Raw genomic sequence first — 14,772 nt, 5'->3', positions numbered from 1 at the left:
GTTAGCGCTCGGTGGGGTCGGGGCCGTCCGGTTCGTCTCCGGTTTCGGCGTCGCCCCGGTGTTCGGCCAGCGCCTCTTCGACGGTGAGGTCGCCCTCCGCGACGCGGCGGGCCAGCGCCTCGTCTATCGCGCGGTTCGTCTCGCTGGCCTCGCGCGACCGGTCTTTGATGCGTTGGAGTTCACCCGTCGTCGGTTCGATGTCGCGACTCGAAATCTCCTCGCCCGCCAGATGCGCGATGTTGACCGCGGCCAGTACGTCACCCATCCCGCGCGCACCGCTCCCGAGGTACGGCGTCGTCCCCGTCTCGTCGACCAACTCGACCGGCACGCCCTCGATGTCGTCGACGATTCGGGAGCCGACGAGGCGAGCGCCGTCGCCGATGCGAACGACGGGGTCGACAGCGTCTTCCACCTCGCGGTGGACGACGTCGGCGGCCTCCGCGGCCGGGACCTGAAACGCGGCGACGACCATCTCACCGTGCAAGACGGCGATGCCGGGTCGCTCGCCGGGGTCGATGCCGACGATAGTGCGGCCGGTCTGGCCACGGATGGCGGCGATAGCCTCCTCGACGGCCCGTCGCGGCCGGTCGGGGTCGGCGTCCACGGCGGTGACGCCTTCGGGTGCGTCCACGTCCTCGCCGACGGCGGTGACCACCACTGCCGTCCCCTCGGGCCAGTCGTCGCCGGGTTCGATGGTCGTGAACGCGACGCCGCGGTCCCGGAGGTCAGTGACCACGCCGTGGTACACTTCGAAGTCCTCGGTGGCGACGACTATCACAGACCCGGATTCGTCGGGTGAATACTTACGCCTGCTGGCTTTCGACACCCGCGGTGTCGCGGTCGGTGACGACCTGCCGATGGATGGCGACGACGCCGGCGAGCAGGACTACCGCCCCCGCCGTGTGGACTGCGAGCGCGAGAATGCCGAAAGCCGATTGGACGACACCGTCGACGCGGCACTCTCTGGCCACCTCGACCGCGCGGCGTAGGTGCGAGCGTTTTTACCGAAACGCGACGAATCCGCTCTCGTGAGCGACTACGTCTCGACCGGATGCGACGCGCTGGATTCGTTGCTGGGCGGTGGGTTAGAACGGGGGGCCGTGACACAGGTGTACGGGCCACCGGCCGCCGGGAAGACGAACGTCGCGCTGGCGGCGGCCGTCGAGGTCGCCGCGGGGGGTGACGCGGCGCTCTACATCGACACCGAAGGCCTCTCGGCCGACCGGATGGAGCAAATCGCTCGTGGTCGCACCGACGGGACCGGCCAGACCGTCGACGACATCGCGGGCCGCCTCATCGTCTCGGAAGTGTACGACTACGACGAGCAGACCGAGGCCGTCCAGGACGCCGCGGAGTTCGCCGAGGAGGTCGAACTCGTCGTGCTGGATAGCGCTACCGGGTTCTACCGCCTGCAACGCGACGCCGACGACGGCGGCGAGGCCCTGCGTGACGTGGCCCGGCAGGTCACCCACTTGCTCTCGCTGGCCCGGAAACACGACCTCGCGGTGCTCTTTACGAATCAGGTGTTCACCGACCCGGACAGTGACCGGTCGACGGCGCTGGGCGGCCACACGCTCAACCACTGGTCGGGGGCGATTCTCCGACTCGACCGGTTCCGCGGCGGCAACCGCCGGGCGACGTTGGAGAAACACCGCGCGAAACCCGCCGGTGACACGGCCCAGTTCCGTATCGTCGACGCGGGACTGGTCGGCGACGAGAGTCAGCCACCGTCTCGGTGAGGAATCGGAAATGGCTGTGACAGGCGACGCGCGGCCGCTCTCAGGACTGATAGCGCGACAGTCGCTTTTTTCACACCAAGGTCACTGGTGACGGTCGTGCTAGACTACATCGCCGACCTCCGGGCGTTTCTGGAGGGGTTGGTAACGACGGAGGCGCGTGTCGCAGCGACGGTAATCCTGACGGTCGCGGCGCTGGTGACCGCCATCGTCCTCACGCCGCGGGTGGTGTCGACGGTCCATCGCTCGACGACGTATCTCGTCTTCGGCCACGAGAGGGTCCCGTTCGACCCGCCGGACATCGACTGGCAACTCCCCGTGACTGCGGTCGTCCGAACGCTCCAGTTAGCGGTGTTGCTCGCCGCTGGCTTGGCGGGATTGGTGGTGTGGGGGTTCGTCGACCTCGCCCTCATCGCGGTGGCGACGATGGCGACGTGGATTCCGACGCTGGGGAAGGCGCTGACCACCGTCGCCCTCTTCGGCGGGACGCTCGCGGGTATCGACCTACTGGAGAGTTCTATCGAGCAGTACGCCGACGAGTCGGACGTGCTGAACCAGCACCAGCAGGGCATCGTCTTCCGGGTGCTTCAGGTAGTGGTGCTGGTCGGCGCTGGCATCGTCACGCTCTCGGTGTGGGGCGTGGGACTCGGCAGTCTGGCGGTCGGCGCGGGCTTCGTCGGCATCGTTGTTGGGACGGCCGCCCGGTCGACCATCGGGTCGCTCATCGCCGGGTTCGTGCTGATGTTCGCCCGGCCGTTCGAAATCGGCGACTGGGTCGTCATCAACGACGACGAGGGCATCATCACGGACATCACCATCATCAACACCCGAATGCGAAACGCGTCGGGCGAGGAAATCGTCATCCCGAACGACAACGTGGCGAACGCGACGGTCACCAACCGGACGAGTCTCGACCACCTCCGGCTTTCTGTCGAGGTGGGTATCGACTACGAGGCGGACGTGGAACGGGCCGAAGCGGCCATCGACGACGCACTCGCGGACGTGCCGCAAGTGCTGGCGAACCCGACGCCACAGGTCGTCCCGACCTCACTGGGCGACTCGGCGGTGGTCTTGGCGTGTCGGTTCTGGATAGACCACCCGAGCGCGGCCAAGCGGGCGATGACGAAAGCGGCCGTCGTCCGCGAGGCGAAAGCGGCCCTCGACGACGCGGGCATCAAGATTCCCTACCCGCAGCGAGAACTCCTCGGACGGGAGGAGTCCGGTGGATTCCGGGTCGCGGAAAACGGGGACGCGACGAGAGAGCGACCGACGGCCGAGCAGTTCGAACGGCGCGGTCAGTAGATGAGGTCGTCGTCGTTCTCGACCATGTAGAGGGTGCGGGCGGCGATGTTGACGGCGTGGTCGCCGACCCGTTCGATGTCCCGGATGGTCAACAGCAGTCTGGAGACGTCGGACATCAACTGCTCGATTTCGCCTTCGCTGGATTCGGTGTCTATCTGGCGCTCGATGAGGTCTCGAACGACCGCTTCGGACGCGGACTCACATCGGCTATCGACCTCGTCGTCGGTGTCGGCGATGGTGTAACAGAGGTCGGTGTCCTCGCTGTCGTAGGCCTCCATCGCGTTCTCGACCATCCCGACGACGACTTCCCCGACCTCCTGAATGTCGACCTCCGGGAACACGTCGCGTTCGGCCTCCAGCGAGTACTCGCCGAGGTTGGTGGCGAGGTCGCCGATGCGTTCGAGGTCGGTGATGATTTTGAACGACGCGGCGATGAAGCGGAGGTCGGAGGCCACCGGTTGCTGGAGCGCCAGCAAGTCGATGCAGTCCTGTTCCAAATCGAGATACAACTGGTTGATTTCGTCGTCGCCTTCGATGACTTGCATGGCGGCTTCCTCGTCCTTCTGTTCGAGGGCGCTCAATCCGAGACGCAGACGGTCGAGGACGACTTCAGACATGTAGAGCACGTCCTCGCGGAGCGATTCGAGTAGCTCCTGATACGATTCGCGTGGCATGTTCGGGACTCCCCCGGCCGGGCGTATCAGCCTTTCCCTTCTCTCAATATCTCCCGCTGTCTGTCAATACCGCCGAAGAGACGGGGCCAACAGTCGCGGTCGGACTCGCGAACGACCGGATTCCGGTGGTTTCGCGGTGCGCCAAGAACGGTGCGAGTCGGCGTCGGAAGCGTGATTTCACGCGACTGGTCCCGTCGCACCGCTCAGAATCTGCTAAAAAGTGTACTGGAGAATGTGGGTGTCGGCACCAGTCGGGCGGTGCTCTGGGGGCAAGTGAGAATGGGCCACCTGACGACAGAATAGGTGAAGGGTCAGTGAGTGTTATCTCGTCTGTCGCGAGGTGGAACACACGAGCGTCTCTCGGGCCCTACCCCGTGGGGAGTAGCCGCCCTTTGTACTCGCCTCTCAGTTGTTTTCACCGACCGAGTGCTTCCGGGAGGTATATAAACTGGTTATACGGTTAAGCTAGAAACCGATGCGGTAACGGGTCGTCCGTTCACGTGTATGCCACAACGAAACCGCTCCGACGGTCAGGCTAGTGCCACGCGCTCAAAATTCTATCTCCCCGCAGGGGCCAACCCGTCGTCCCTGACCAGTCAGTTGGAGGGAATCTGGGCGACGCTGTTCAGTCACGGCATTGAAAAACCGAAGTAGCCACCGGCGAATACGGTAACGCAGTGATTTCTGTGGTAATTTCTACGCTTCTCATCCGGTCTGACCCTCGGATATGAGACGTAAGTACTTGGGTAGCCTCGCCGTATGCAGAAACCGTGGGCGTCCGAGTACGATGCCTCACCACGCGGCCACTGCGTGGGCCCAGTACCCGGAAGGGCTATACGGTCTTCGCCGAGCATCTCGAACACCATTCGTTTCACGCTCGATACTGCTAACAGCTATCATGATGACGAACAATGACCGATATTAAAGCCGTCGTCCGGGTCAACCACCCCGACATCGTCCTCACAGAGACCGTCTCTCACGACAGCAGTTCGAAAGTCAGGTCGGTGTCGGAGGCAGGTACCGACCCGACATCTGGAAAGTTCTTCTATCGCATAGAGTCATCTGACTTCCTCCGATTCGAGGAGGGATTACGGAACGACACCACTATCGACGACTTCGAACGGGTGCTCGAAACCAGAGACGGCGAAGCCATCTACAGCTTCGAGTATACGGACAAAGCGAAGATTCTCTCGCCGGTCATCTCGACGGCGAACGGTCTCATACTCGACATGGAGAACGAAGGGGACGCGTGGGTCCTGTCGGTGTGGATGCCCGACCGAGCGGGTCTTGCCGACTTCTGGGACTACGCACAGCAGAACGAGATCGATATCGAATTACTGCGCGTGAACGAATACGCCAGTCCTGCCGATACGGACGCTGGGTTGACCGATAGCCAACGAGAAGCACTCCTCGTCGCGGTCGAAACCGGATACTTCGAAGAGCCACGGAACGCGACTCTCAGCGAGGTCGCCGCCGACCTGGATATCTCCCAACCTGCCGCCAGTGGCCTCCTTCGACGTGGAATCAAGCGACTCGTCGTCTCGTCCCTGATGGGAGAGAACGGAAGGCGAGAGGACTGAAGTCGCGGGTGGACTCTCCCGGTTTTAATACCGTGCCCGCGTCACCACGCTACGTAGGATGACCGGAGAGCAGGCTGGCGGCCCGGTTGGACGGCCGCCGTCGGCACGAGCGGGTCGCACCGGACCGACGAGTTCGACAGCACAGGCGGCGACGGCCCGATGAACACCATCGTCCAGTGGCGGAAGAGCGTCGCCCTCACCGGCAGCGTCGTGAAGTACCTCTCGGTGGCGATGCTCGTCCCGCTGGTCGTCGCGCTGTACTACGGCGAGGACGCGGGCGTCTTCGGCGTCTCCATCGTCGGAACCGTCCTCCTCGGCGTGGCCGTCGAGCGACTGGACCCCGGAACCGACCTCCGCGAGCGAGAGGCGCTGCTGTTCGTCGCGCTCACGTGGTTCGCCGTCGCCGTCGTCGGCGCGGTGCCGTACGTGCTGGCTGGCATGGGAACCGCCTCGACGCTCGCCGACCCCGTCAACGCGCTGTTCGAGTCGATGAGCGGTTTCTCGACGACTGGCGCGACTGTGATGGGCGAGATAAGCACCGACCGCCACTCCCACGCCGTCATGATGTGGCGGCAGTTGACCCAGTGGCTCGGTGGCATGGGTATCATCGTCCTCATGGTCGCTATCCTGCCGGAACTGGCGGTCAACGGGGCGCAACTCATCAGCGAGGAAGCGCCCGGCCCGAGTCTGGAGAAACTGACGCCGCGAATCGCGGAGACGGCGCGCATCCTCTGGCAGGCGTACTTCGCCTTCACCGTCTTGCTCGCGGGCATCCTCTACGGGTTGCATCTCACGGGGTACGCACCGAACATGGACCTCTACAACGCCGTCGCGCACGCGTTCTCGACGCTCCCGACCGGCGGGTTCTCGACGAAAGGCGAGAGCATCGCCGCCTTCTCGGCGGCGGTGCAGTGGGTCATCATCCCGTTCATGGTCGTCGCCGGGACCAACTTCGCGCTGTTCTGGTACCTCTTCGACGGCGACGTGCGCGCGCCGCTGGAGGACACCGAGTTCCGGGCCTACGCAGGTGCGACGGCCGTCTTCACCGCGGTGCTCTTCGGCCTCCTCTTCTCGGGGGCCGCGCCGTCGCTCGCCATCGGCGGCACGACGGAGGGCGTCGTGGAGAACGCACTCCGGCAGGCCGCGTTTCAGGTCGCGTCGTTGATGAACTCGACGGGGTACGCCACGAGCGACTTCGCCCAGTGGACGCCGCACAGCCAGTTGTTGCTTATACTGGTGATGTTCGTCGGCGGGTCGGCAGGGTCAACCGGCGGCGGCATCAAGGTGGTGCGCTGGCTCATTGTCCTGAAGGCGCTCCAGCGGGAACTGTTCCACGCCAGTCACCCGGACGCCGTGCAACCGGTCCGCCTCGGCGACATCGTCGTCGACGAGGAGGCGATTCGGGGCGTCGTCGGCTTCACGCTCCTCTATCTGGTCCTGTTCGCCCTCGCGACGGTGTTCATCTCGCTCGACGCGAGTCGCGTCGGCATCACGCTCACGCCGCTGGAAGCCGTCGGGGCGAGTCTCGCGGCCATCGGCAACATCGGCCCGGCGTTCGGCCGTCTCGGCCCGTTCGGGTCGTATCTGATGCTCCCAGACACCACGAAGGCCCTGATGATTCTACTGATGTGGGCGGGACGCCTCGAAATCATCACGGTCCTCGTCGTGTTCACGCGCTCGTTCTGGAGCCGCTGACCCGCTCAGAGAAAGCCGTCCGGCAGTTCGTGGGCGTTTTCGGCCAACAGCTCTACCACGGGTCGCACCTCGCCGAACGCCGGACCGCGGCTGACGACGCCGCGCTGCCGGTCCCAGTCCACCAGGTCGGCGGCGTCGAGTTTCGGGAGGTGGCTGTGATACAGTTCGATGACGGGGTCCGACCGGTCGCTCGGGAGAACCGGACCTGAGTCTGCCGTGACCGGTTCCTCGATAGCCTCGGTCCGCGTCTGGAATCCCTCGGGAACCGCTATCTCCGGCGAGTCACACAATAACACGAGGGCCTGCCGACGACGCGTAGAAGCGAGTAGCTCGAAGAGGTCGGAGGTATCGTCCACACCACTACACTGAGTTACATCTCCAATAAATGTTTTCGTAGTGTCAAGATTGCCAGTAGGAACGGGTCAGCAGGACGAACACCGGCAGTATCTCGAGTCGCCCGGCCCACATCAGCAGGACCATGTACACCTTGCTCGTCCACGCGAAGTCGGTGTAGCCGTTCATCGGGCCGACCGCCCCGAATCCCGGGCCGACGTTGCCCAGTGTCGCGGCGACGGCGGACATCACTTCGAGGACGCTGAGTTGGTAGTCGATGCGGACGGCGTCGACGAACACGACCGCGACGCTGACGAAGAAGATGACCAGATACAGCAGCGTGAAAGCGTAGATGCCACGAATCGCACGTTCGTCGACGGGGCGCCCGCCGAGTCTGACCGGCGAGACGGCCTCGGGGTGAATCGTGGTGAACAGTTCCCGCTTCAGCGACTTGAGAACGACCAGCCAGCGGACGACCTTTATCGCGCCGCCAGTCGACCCCGCCGACCCGCCGACGAACATCCCGAACAGCAGGAGGTACTTCGCGGGTTCGCTCCACGTGTTGAAGTCCATCGACGCGTATCCGGTCGTCGTCACGATGGACGTGACCTGGAAGGCGGCGTGCCGGATTGCTCGCTCCGTACTTCCGGGAATCGGACGCACTTCGGTCGGAATCGCCGAGAGGCCCGGACCGAGACCCGCGAACAGGAGCCCGGCGACGACGGCCGTCAGGACGCCCATCACGCCCGCGTAGAAGCGGAATTCGCCGTCTTCGGCGAAAACCCGCGGCCGCCCCTGCGTGGCCTTCCACACGAGTGCGAAGTTGGTCCCGGCGACGACCATGAACGGGATGATGACCCACTGCACCGCCGCCGAGAACGCCTCGATGGAGCGCGCGGCGGGCGAGAAGCCACCGGTCGGCATCGTCGTCAGCGGGTGGGCGACGGCGTTGTACAGGCCCATGTTCGGCGCGAACCCGGCGAGGTGAAGCCCATATAAGAGGAGGAATTGGAGGACGGTGAGGCCGAGGTACGCCTGCCAGAGGATGCGGGCCGTCTCGGCGATGCGCGGCGTCAGTTTCTCGATGCCCGGTCCCGGCGCTTCGGCGTCCATCAACTGCGCGCCGCCGACGGAGAGTTCGGGGAGGATGGCGACGGCGAGGACGACGATGCCCATGCCACCGAGCCACTGGGTCAACTGTCGCCACAGCAGCAGTGCGTGCGAGTGTCGCTCGAACCCGATTTGGCCCATCACGGTCGCGCCAGTCGTCGTGAATCCCGACATGGACTCGAACAGCGCGTTGACGGGGTCGGCGAGCGTCGAGGCGGTTCCCATGCCCGCCAGCACGTACGGAACCGCGCCGACGACGGCGACGACCAGCCACGTCAGCGACACCATCAGGAACGCCTCGCGCGCGCCGAGGTCCGGGTCGTCGTCGAGACGTTCGAGCGCGATGCCGAAGAAGACGGTCAGGACGATTGAGACGCCGAAGACGCCCACGTCCTCGCCGTAGTACAGCGCGACGAGCATCGGTGCCAGCATGGCGACAGAGAGGTACTTCACGACGCTGCCGACCAGCGACACCGCCGCTCGCCAGTCGACGCGGACGTCCGCGCGCACCGACGCTCCGAGCATACTCAGAGTGCGGTACTCGCGGCTTCCAGTACCTCGGCGTCGACGAACACGACCACGTGGTCGCCGCGTTCGAGCACCGTGTCACCCCGTGGGATGACGAGGTTGCCGTTCCGGGTGATGGCACCGATGACGACGCCGTCGGGGAGGTCACCAACGGATTCGCGGATGGGGCGGTCGACGAGGACGCTCTCGTCGTCGACTTCGATTTCCAGGACCTCTGCCCGGTCGGACTCGATGATGGCGACGTTCTCGGCCTGATGCTCGCGGGTGAAGCGCGTAATCTCTTCCGCGGTCGCCTCGCGGGGGTTGACGGCCACGTCGACGCCGACGGCCTCGAACAGCGGGACGTACGCGCCCGAATCGACGACTGCGACGGCGCGGTTCGCGCCGAGGCGCTTGGCCAGCAGACTCGCGAGCAGGTTCTTCTCGTCGCTGTCCAGTGCCGCCACGACGATGTCCACGTCGGCGACGTGTTCCCGTTCGAGGAATTCGCGGTCGGTGGCGTCGCTCTCTAACACGGTGGTTCCGGGCAGTTCCTCTGCGAGTTCGCGGGCGCGCTCGTGGTCCTGCTCGACCAGTCGGGGTTTCAACCCGCGTTCTTCGAGGAGTCGTGCGGTGTGGTAGCCAACGTCGCTCCCGCCGACGACGAGGACGTTCCGCGCGCCGTCCACGTCGGGAGCGATTTCGTTGGCGAAGGTGTGGACGCTCTCGGGACTCCCGATGACGATGACGTCGTCGCCGGGTTCGAGGACCGTCTCCCCGCGCGGGATGATAACGTCGTCGTCGCGCAGGACGGCGGCGAACGTCAGCGACTCGTAGCGGTCGGCCTCCCGGACCGTCTGGTTGGCGACCGGACTCGACTCGTCGATTTCGAACTCGGCCATCTGGACGGCCCCGTCGGCGAACGTCTCCACGTCCTGTGCGGCAGGCAGGCCGACGACCCGCGTGATGGTCTCTGCGGTCAGCAGGTTCGTCGCGACCATGTGGTCGACGCCGAAGGCCCGTTCGGACCGTTCCCACGTCCGGAGGAACTTCGCGCTCTTGACCCGCGAGATGGTGAACGTGTCCGTTACCGTCATCGCCGTCCCGCAGGTGACGATGTTCGTCTCGTCGTCGTCCGTGCTGGCGATGAGGATGTCCGCTCTCTCGATTTCGGCGTCTTCGAGCGTCGAGAGGTCCGCGCCGTCGCCCTCGACACCGAGCACGTCCACGTCGTACACCAGTTCCTCTACGCGGTCACCGTCGATGTCGATGACGGCCACGTCGTGGGTGTCGGCGAGGCTGTCGGCGATAGCGGAACCGACTTCGCCAGCACCGACGATTACGACGTACATCAGCGACCCTCCGCGTCGTACATATCGACCCACTTTACTCGGCGGCATGAAGTGTATTTCCATCTCGTGGATTGGGGGAAGACGTGAGGGTTAAGGGCCGCGCGCCTCTGTGTAGGGTATGATTTGGGCAGCCACGGTGACGGAGACGGCGCGCCGACAGCACGGTCCCGTAGCCGGGGGGCAGAGCCATGGCTGACCTGCTGGACCGCGTGTTGGTCCCGGTCGCCAGCGAAGACGACGCTCGAACGTCGGCACGGGCGCTCGCCCGACACGACTTCGGCGAGGCCGTCTTCGTCCACGTCGTCGAGAAGGCCGGTGGCGCCCCCGATAAGGCGGGCGTCGAACAGCGCGAGTTGGAGGCCGAGGAGATGTTCGAGGCCGCGGAAGCCGTCCTCGGCGACGTGGCGACGGACATCTATTACGGGACCGACGTGGTCGAGACGATATTCGACGCGGCCGAGGACATCGACGCCACGGCCGTGGTCCTCACCCCTCGGGGCGGAAACCGACTCCTCCGACTCATCACCGGTGACGTCGCCCTGCGGATGGTGACCGAGAACGAGCGTCCGGTGGTCGTCCTGCCGGACGACGAGGGGGACGCGGACGCTGACGCGGAGACAGCGACGGGCGTGAACACTCCCGACGACGACGAGGACGCCGATGAGTGACGAAGAACTCGCGAAGGACCTCGGACCGCTCGCCGCCCTGACCATCGGGGTCGGGACAATGATAGGCGCGGGCATCTTCGTCCTGCCGGGCGACGCCATCATCAAGGCGGGGTCGATGGCCTCCGTCGCGTTCGTCCTCGGGGGCGTCATCGCCATGTTCACGGCGCTGTCGGCCAGCGAACTCGGGACCGCCATGCCCCGTTCCGGCGGGGCGTACTACTACGTCAACCACGCGCTCGGCCCGCTTTTCGGGTCTATCGCCGGGTGGGCGAACTGGCTGGGACTGGCCTTCGCCAGCGCGTTCTACATGGTCGGCTTCGGGCGCTACATCGCCCGCATCTTCGGCCTCTCCGGGAGCATCGGCGTCGGTCCGCTATCGATGGAGGTCGTCAAACTCGTCGCCCTCGTCGGCGCGGGCCTGTTCGTCCTCATCAACTACGTCGGGGCGAAGGAGACGGGCCGCCTCCAGAACGCTATCGTCGTCCTCCTCGTGGCGATTCTCGCCGTGTTCACCTTACTCGGGACGCTCCGGGCCGACCCGGCGAACCTCCCCGAAGCGAGCAGCGTCGTCACGACCTTGGAGACGACCGGCCTCATCTTCGTCTCGTATCTGGGCTTCGTCCAGATCACGAGCGTCGCCGAGGAGATTAAGGACCCCGGAAAGAACCTCCCGCGGGCGGTCATCGGGAGCGTCGTCATCGTGACGGTCATCTACGCGCTGGTGCTGGTCATCATGAGCGCCGCCGTCCCGCAAGGGTTCATCGAAGAGGTGCTGACCGCCGCCGGGACGAACAACCCCATCGCCGTCGTCGAAGTCGGCCAGTACTTACAAGGGGCCGTGATGGGCGGCGCGTTGCTGTTCGGTGGCCTTCTCGCCACCGCTTCCAGCGCGAACGCCTCCATCCTCGCCTCCTCGCGCATCAACTTCGCGATGGGCCGCGACCGCATCGTCACGCCAGCGCTCAACGAGATTCACCCCCGATTCGGCACGCCCTACCGCGCCATCGCCATCACCGGCGGCCTCATCCTCCTGTTCATCGTCATCGGCGACCTGACGCTGCTGTCGGGCGCGGCGTCGGGCCTGCACCTCATCATCTACGGCCTGCTGAACGCCGCGCTCATCGTGATGCGCTACGTCGCGCCGGAGGAGTACGCGCCGGACTTCACCGTTCCGCTGTTCCCGCTCTTACCGATTCTGGGGGCCGTTCTCTCCTTTGCACTGCTCGGCTTCGTCGAACGGAACGCCCTGCTCCTCTCGTTCGGTATCGCCGCCGCGGCAATCGTCTGGTACGGCCTCTACGCCCGAACCCGAACCGAAAAGCAGGGCATCCTCTCCGAGCACATCCTCTCCCGTTCGGAGGAACTCCCCGACGCCGCCGTCAGCGCCGCCGCTGGCGTCCAACCCGACGGCGGGCGCTACCGCGTGATGGTCCCGCTGGCGAACCCAGAACACGAGAAAGACCTCATCACGCTCGCCAGCGCCGTCGCCAAACAGCGCGGCGGCACCGTCGTCGCCACCCACGTCGTCACCGTGCCGGACCAGACGGCGCTCGCGGGGGCGGCCGAACGCGCGGACGAGATAGACGCCACGTCGGCGCGCCTCCTCGAACGCGCCCGGGAGGACGCCGAGACGTTCGGCGTCGACGTCGAGACCCACACAATCATCTCGCACAAATCCTTCGAGGCCATCTTCGACGCCGCGCGCACGCACACCGCGGACCTCGTCGTGATGGGATGGGGACCGAACGCCCACGGGTCGCCAGGGCGCGCCGAATCCGCGATGGACGAACTCACCGAGGCCGTCCCGTGTGACTTCCTCGTGATGCGTGACCGCGGATTCGACCCGTCGCGTATCCTCCTTCCGACCGCCGGTGGCCCGGACTCGGACCTCTCGGCGTCGGTCGCACAGATGCTCCGTGAGGAGTACGGTTCGGAGGTGACACTGCTGCACGTCGCGAACGACGGCCTCGACGAAGCGACCGAGTTCATCGAGACGTGGGCGGCCGACCACGGACTCGACGACGCCGAGATACGCGTCGAGTCCGGTGACGTGGAGACGACTATCGAGGCCGCGGCCGAGGACGCTACCATGCTGATTATCGGCGCGACCGAGGAGGGACTGCTCCGCCGTCTCGTCTCCGGGTCGATGGTGTTAGACGTGACCGACGACGTGGACTGCTCGGTGTTGCTGGCCGAGAAACACCGCAAGCGGAGTCTACTCGAACGGTTGCTCTAGCGCCCTTCCCACTCGCGAAGGAGAGATTCGAGGGTGTCGTCGTCCATCCGCTTCCCGTTCGTCCTCGGGACGTACTCGTCGCGTTTGTTCAGGTACACCGCGCGCTGTGCGGCCGAGAGGTCGATTTCGCCGTCCGTCGCGATTGCGTCGCGGATTGAGAGCGGTTTCACGCCGTCGACGACGGGGTCCATGAGTTCTGTCAGTATCGACGACGGCCGGATGACCTCCAGACCGCGCCGTTCGATGTCGTCCATCGTCGCGCGGAAGTCGGGTTCGGATATCCATCCGGTGTCCTTGCCGATGTCGTGATAGGCGAGGACGACGGTCTGGTCGTACTTCTCGGCGAGTTCGAGCGTCGCGTCCACGCGGTCTAAGTTCTCGCCGAACACGCGGCCGACGGTCAACGGTCCCGTCAACCGCCCGCCGTGGGGCATGCTCCCGTCGACGAACGCGAGGTAGTGGTAGTCACTGATGATGTCGCGGACCCTCGGCGAGGTAGAACTCCACGGGTAGGTGAACATCGATGCCCCGCGCTCGAAGCCCCGTTCGAGAAGCCACTCTTTGGCGTCGGCGACCTGCTGTCGGACCTCGCTGTCCGAGAGGTCGGTGAGGCGTTCGTGGTCGACGGTGTGGCTCCCGATTTCCCACCCGGCGTCGCGCATTTCGCGCATCTCGTCCTCGCCGAGGTAGTCGCTGTCGTCGGCCCGACCGGGGTTGACGCAGGTCAGTGCCGGGAACCCGTAGTCTTCCACCACCGGAAGCCCGCGCGTGTACTGCGAGATGCCGCCGTCGTCGAACGTGAGGACGACCCGGCCGCCGTCGACCCGTTCGGTCGTCCCGAGCTCGTCGAACCACGCGACCAGCGGGGCGTCGCTGTCCCGGTTGAACCCCATGCGTATCTCCTCGACTTCCGAGAGGTCAGGGTCGCCGGACTCGCTGGTGACGCCGAGGTCTATTCGGAACCACCCGTAGGTCGGGGTGATGGTTCGTCGGTTCATCGTGACGGAGTCGCCGTCTTCGTCCTCGACGGTGACGACTAGCTGTTCGACCTCGGGCGACCCGAGGCGAATCGCTACCGAGAGGTCCTTCTCGGAGAGGTCGAGGCCGTCGAACTCCCGCGTTATCTCGATGATGTCGCCGTCGTCGGGTGTGCTCGTGAGGCAGGCCGACTGCGACCCCTGATAGACCACATCGGTATCCGCGTCGAGAGACCCTCCGTCGACCTCCCAGTCGTCCAAGTCTTCGAAGTCGTCGATGACTTCGTCGGGGTCGGCGTACCGCTCGCTGCTGTCGAATTCGGTTTCGAAGAGCGGATGGCGGGATGCGGCGCGTGCACGGCCGAGACGAGTGCCGCCGAGGGTGACTGCGAGACCCGCCATCCCGCTTTTCAGCACCGCCCGCCGTGAAATCTTCGGAGGGTCCGTCATGCGAGTGTCCCCTAGCGGAGAACGTGGCATTGTTATGGCGAGGTTTTCGACGCAAGTGGGGAGATGGGAGTTGCTACGGGTCGCTGAAATCAGCGCTTACCGGTGCAACCCGGGCATAACAATCACTACAGAGTCCCCGCTTCCCGGTAGCA

At 65.4% G+C, this 14,772-nt stretch carries 13 protein-coding genes; 7 read left to right on the top strand and 6 right to left on the bottom strand.

All coding sequences use genetic code 11. The annotated features are described in order from the left end of the window. Position 1 precedes the first annotated feature (1 nt). Positions 2-778: a hypothetical protein gene (locus tag NJQ44_RS13420; protein ID WP_254271857.1), complete on the bottom strand. Its 777-nt coding sequence runs from the start codon at positions 776-778 to the stop codon at positions 2-4. Here NJQ44_RS13420 and NJQ44_RS13415 point away from each other — a divergent pair. From NJQ44_RS13415 to NJQ44_RS13405, 3 genes are all read left to right on the top strand, one after another. Beyond that, positions 762-989 carry a hypothetical protein gene (locus tag NJQ44_RS13415; RefSeq protein ID WP_254271856.1) on the top strand — a complete coding sequence of 76 codons (228 nt, stop codon included), beginning with the start codon at positions 762-764 and terminating at the stop codon, positions 987-989. The two genes, NJQ44_RS13420 and NJQ44_RS13415, sit on opposite strands and share 17 nt — an antisense overlap. Positions 990-1,028: 39 nt before the next feature. Further along, positions 1,029-1,739 (top strand): DNA repair and recombination protein RadB, encoded by a 711-nt coding sequence (gene radB / locus NJQ44_RS13410; protein WP_254271855.1) that lies wholly within the window; start codon positions 1,029-1,031, stop codon positions 1,737-1,739. 84 nt (positions 1,740-1,823) lie between these two features. Beyond that, complete coding sequence (locus tag NJQ44_RS13405; RefSeq protein WP_431357793.1) at positions 1,824-3,038, top strand: mechanosensitive ion channel family protein; 1,215 nt, start codon at positions 1,824-1,826, stop codon at positions 3,036-3,038. On the opposite strand, the gene phoU is transcribed toward NJQ44_RS13405, so the two are convergent. Further along, a complete protein-coding gene (phoU, locus tag NJQ44_RS13400) occupies positions 3,032-3,712 on the bottom strand; it encodes a phosphate signaling complex protein PhoU (protein WP_254271853.1) in 681 nt (226 codons plus the stop codon). The genes NJQ44_RS13405 and phoU overlap by 7 nt on opposite strands. Positions 3,713-4,623: 911 nt before the next feature. On the opposite strand from phoU, the gene NJQ44_RS13395 reads away from it, so the two are divergent. Next, a complete protein-coding gene (locus NJQ44_RS13395; protein WP_254271852.1) occupies positions 4,624-5,292 on the top strand; it encodes a helix-turn-helix domain-containing protein in 669 nt (222 codons plus the stop codon). Positions 5,293-5,451: 159 nt separating this feature from the next. After that, positions 5,452-6,987, top strand: a complete 1,536-nt coding sequence (locus NJQ44_RS13390) for a TrkH family potassium uptake protein (RefSeq protein ID WP_254271851.1) — start codon at positions 5,452-5,454, stop codon at positions 6,985-6,987. A 5-nt stretch (positions 6,988-6,992) separates the two neighbouring features. Here the strand turns inward: NJQ44_RS13390 and NJQ44_RS13385 are convergent, their stop codons facing one another. From NJQ44_RS13385 to trkA, 3 genes are read right to left on the bottom strand one after another with little or no spacing between them, the layout of a single operon-like run. After that, positions 6,993-7,343 (bottom strand): DUF7344 domain-containing protein, encoded by a 351-nt coding sequence (locus NJQ44_RS13385; RefSeq protein WP_254271850.1) that lies wholly within the window; start codon positions 7,341-7,343, stop codon positions 6,993-6,995. Positions 7,344-7,386: 43 nt separating this feature from the next. Next, positions 7,387-8,955, bottom strand: coding sequence for a TrkH family potassium uptake protein (locus NJQ44_RS13380; RefSeq protein WP_254271849.1), 1,569 nt, complete (start codon positions 8,953-8,955; stop codon positions 7,387-7,389). A 2-nt stretch (positions 8,956-8,957) separates the two neighbouring features. Next, positions 8,958-10,289, bottom strand: coding sequence for a Trk system potassium transporter TrkA (gene trkA / locus NJQ44_RS13375; protein ID WP_254271848.1), 1,332 nt, complete (start codon positions 10,287-10,289; stop codon positions 8,958-8,960). 188 nt (positions 10,290-10,477) lie between these two features. Here trkA and NJQ44_RS13370 point away from each other — a divergent pair, with 188 nt between their 5' ends. Both NJQ44_RS13370 and NJQ44_RS13365 read left to right on the top strand, forming a co-directional pair. Next, positions 10,478-10,957 (top strand): universal stress protein, encoded by a 480-nt coding sequence (locus NJQ44_RS13370; protein WP_254271847.1) that lies wholly within the window; start codon positions 10,478-10,480, stop codon positions 10,955-10,957. Then, complete coding sequence (locus tag NJQ44_RS13365) at positions 10,950-13,193, top strand: amino acid permease (protein WP_254271846.1); 2,244 nt, start codon at positions 10,950-10,952, stop codon at positions 13,191-13,193. Before NJQ44_RS13370 ends, NJQ44_RS13365 begins: the two co-directional genes overlap by 8 nt. Here the strand turns inward: NJQ44_RS13365 and NJQ44_RS13360 are convergent. Next, on the bottom strand, positions 13,190-14,572 hold the full coding sequence (locus tag NJQ44_RS13360) for a polysaccharide deacetylase family protein (RefSeq protein ID WP_254271845.1): 1,383 nt from the start codon (positions 14,570-14,572) through the stop codon (positions 13,190-13,192). The two genes, NJQ44_RS13365 and NJQ44_RS13360, sit on opposite strands and share 4 nt — an antisense overlap. Between the last annotated feature and the right edge of the window lie 200 nt (positions 14,573-14,772).

It is taken from the genome of Haloarcula marina (genome assembly GCF_024218775.1).
Taxonomy (GTDB): Archaea; Halobacteriota; Halobacteria; order Halobacteriales; family Haloarculaceae; genus Haloarcula; species Haloarcula marina.
The sequence above is the reverse complement of the archived record's forward strand: the minus strand, read 5'-3'. Positions and strand labels throughout refer to the sequence as shown.

Coding starts and splice junctions, on each gene's coding strand:
- phoU (WP_254271853.1), bottom strand. CDS start 3,712: ATGCCACGCGAATCGTATCAGGAGCTACTCGAATCGCTCCGCGAGGAC.
- NJQ44_RS13395 (WP_254271852.1), top strand. CDS start 4,624: ATGACCGATATTAAAGCCGTCGTCCGGGTCAACCACCCCGACATCGTC.
- NJQ44_RS13390 (WP_254271851.1), top strand. CDS start 5,452: ATGAACACCATCGTCCAGTGGCGGAAGAGCGTCGCCCTCACCGGCAGC.
- NJQ44_RS13380 (WP_254271849.1), bottom strand. CDS start 8,955: ATGCTCGGAGCGTCGGTGCGCGCGGACGTCCGCGTCGACTGGCGAGCG.
- trkA (WP_254271848.1), bottom strand. CDS start 10,289: ATGTACGTCGTAATCGTCGGTGCTGGCGAAGTCGGTTCCGCTATCGCC.
- NJQ44_RS13370 (WP_254271847.1), top strand. CDS start 10,478: ATGGCTGACCTGCTGGACCGCGTGTTGGTCCCGGTCGCCAGCGAAGAC.
- NJQ44_RS13365 (WP_254271846.1), top strand. CDS start 10,950: ATGAGTGACGAAGAACTCGCGAAGGACCTCGGACCGCTCGCCGCCCTG.
- NJQ44_RS13360 (WP_254271845.1), bottom strand. CDS start 14,572: ATGGCGGGTCTCGCAGTCACCCTCGGCGGCACTCGTCTCGGCCGTGCA.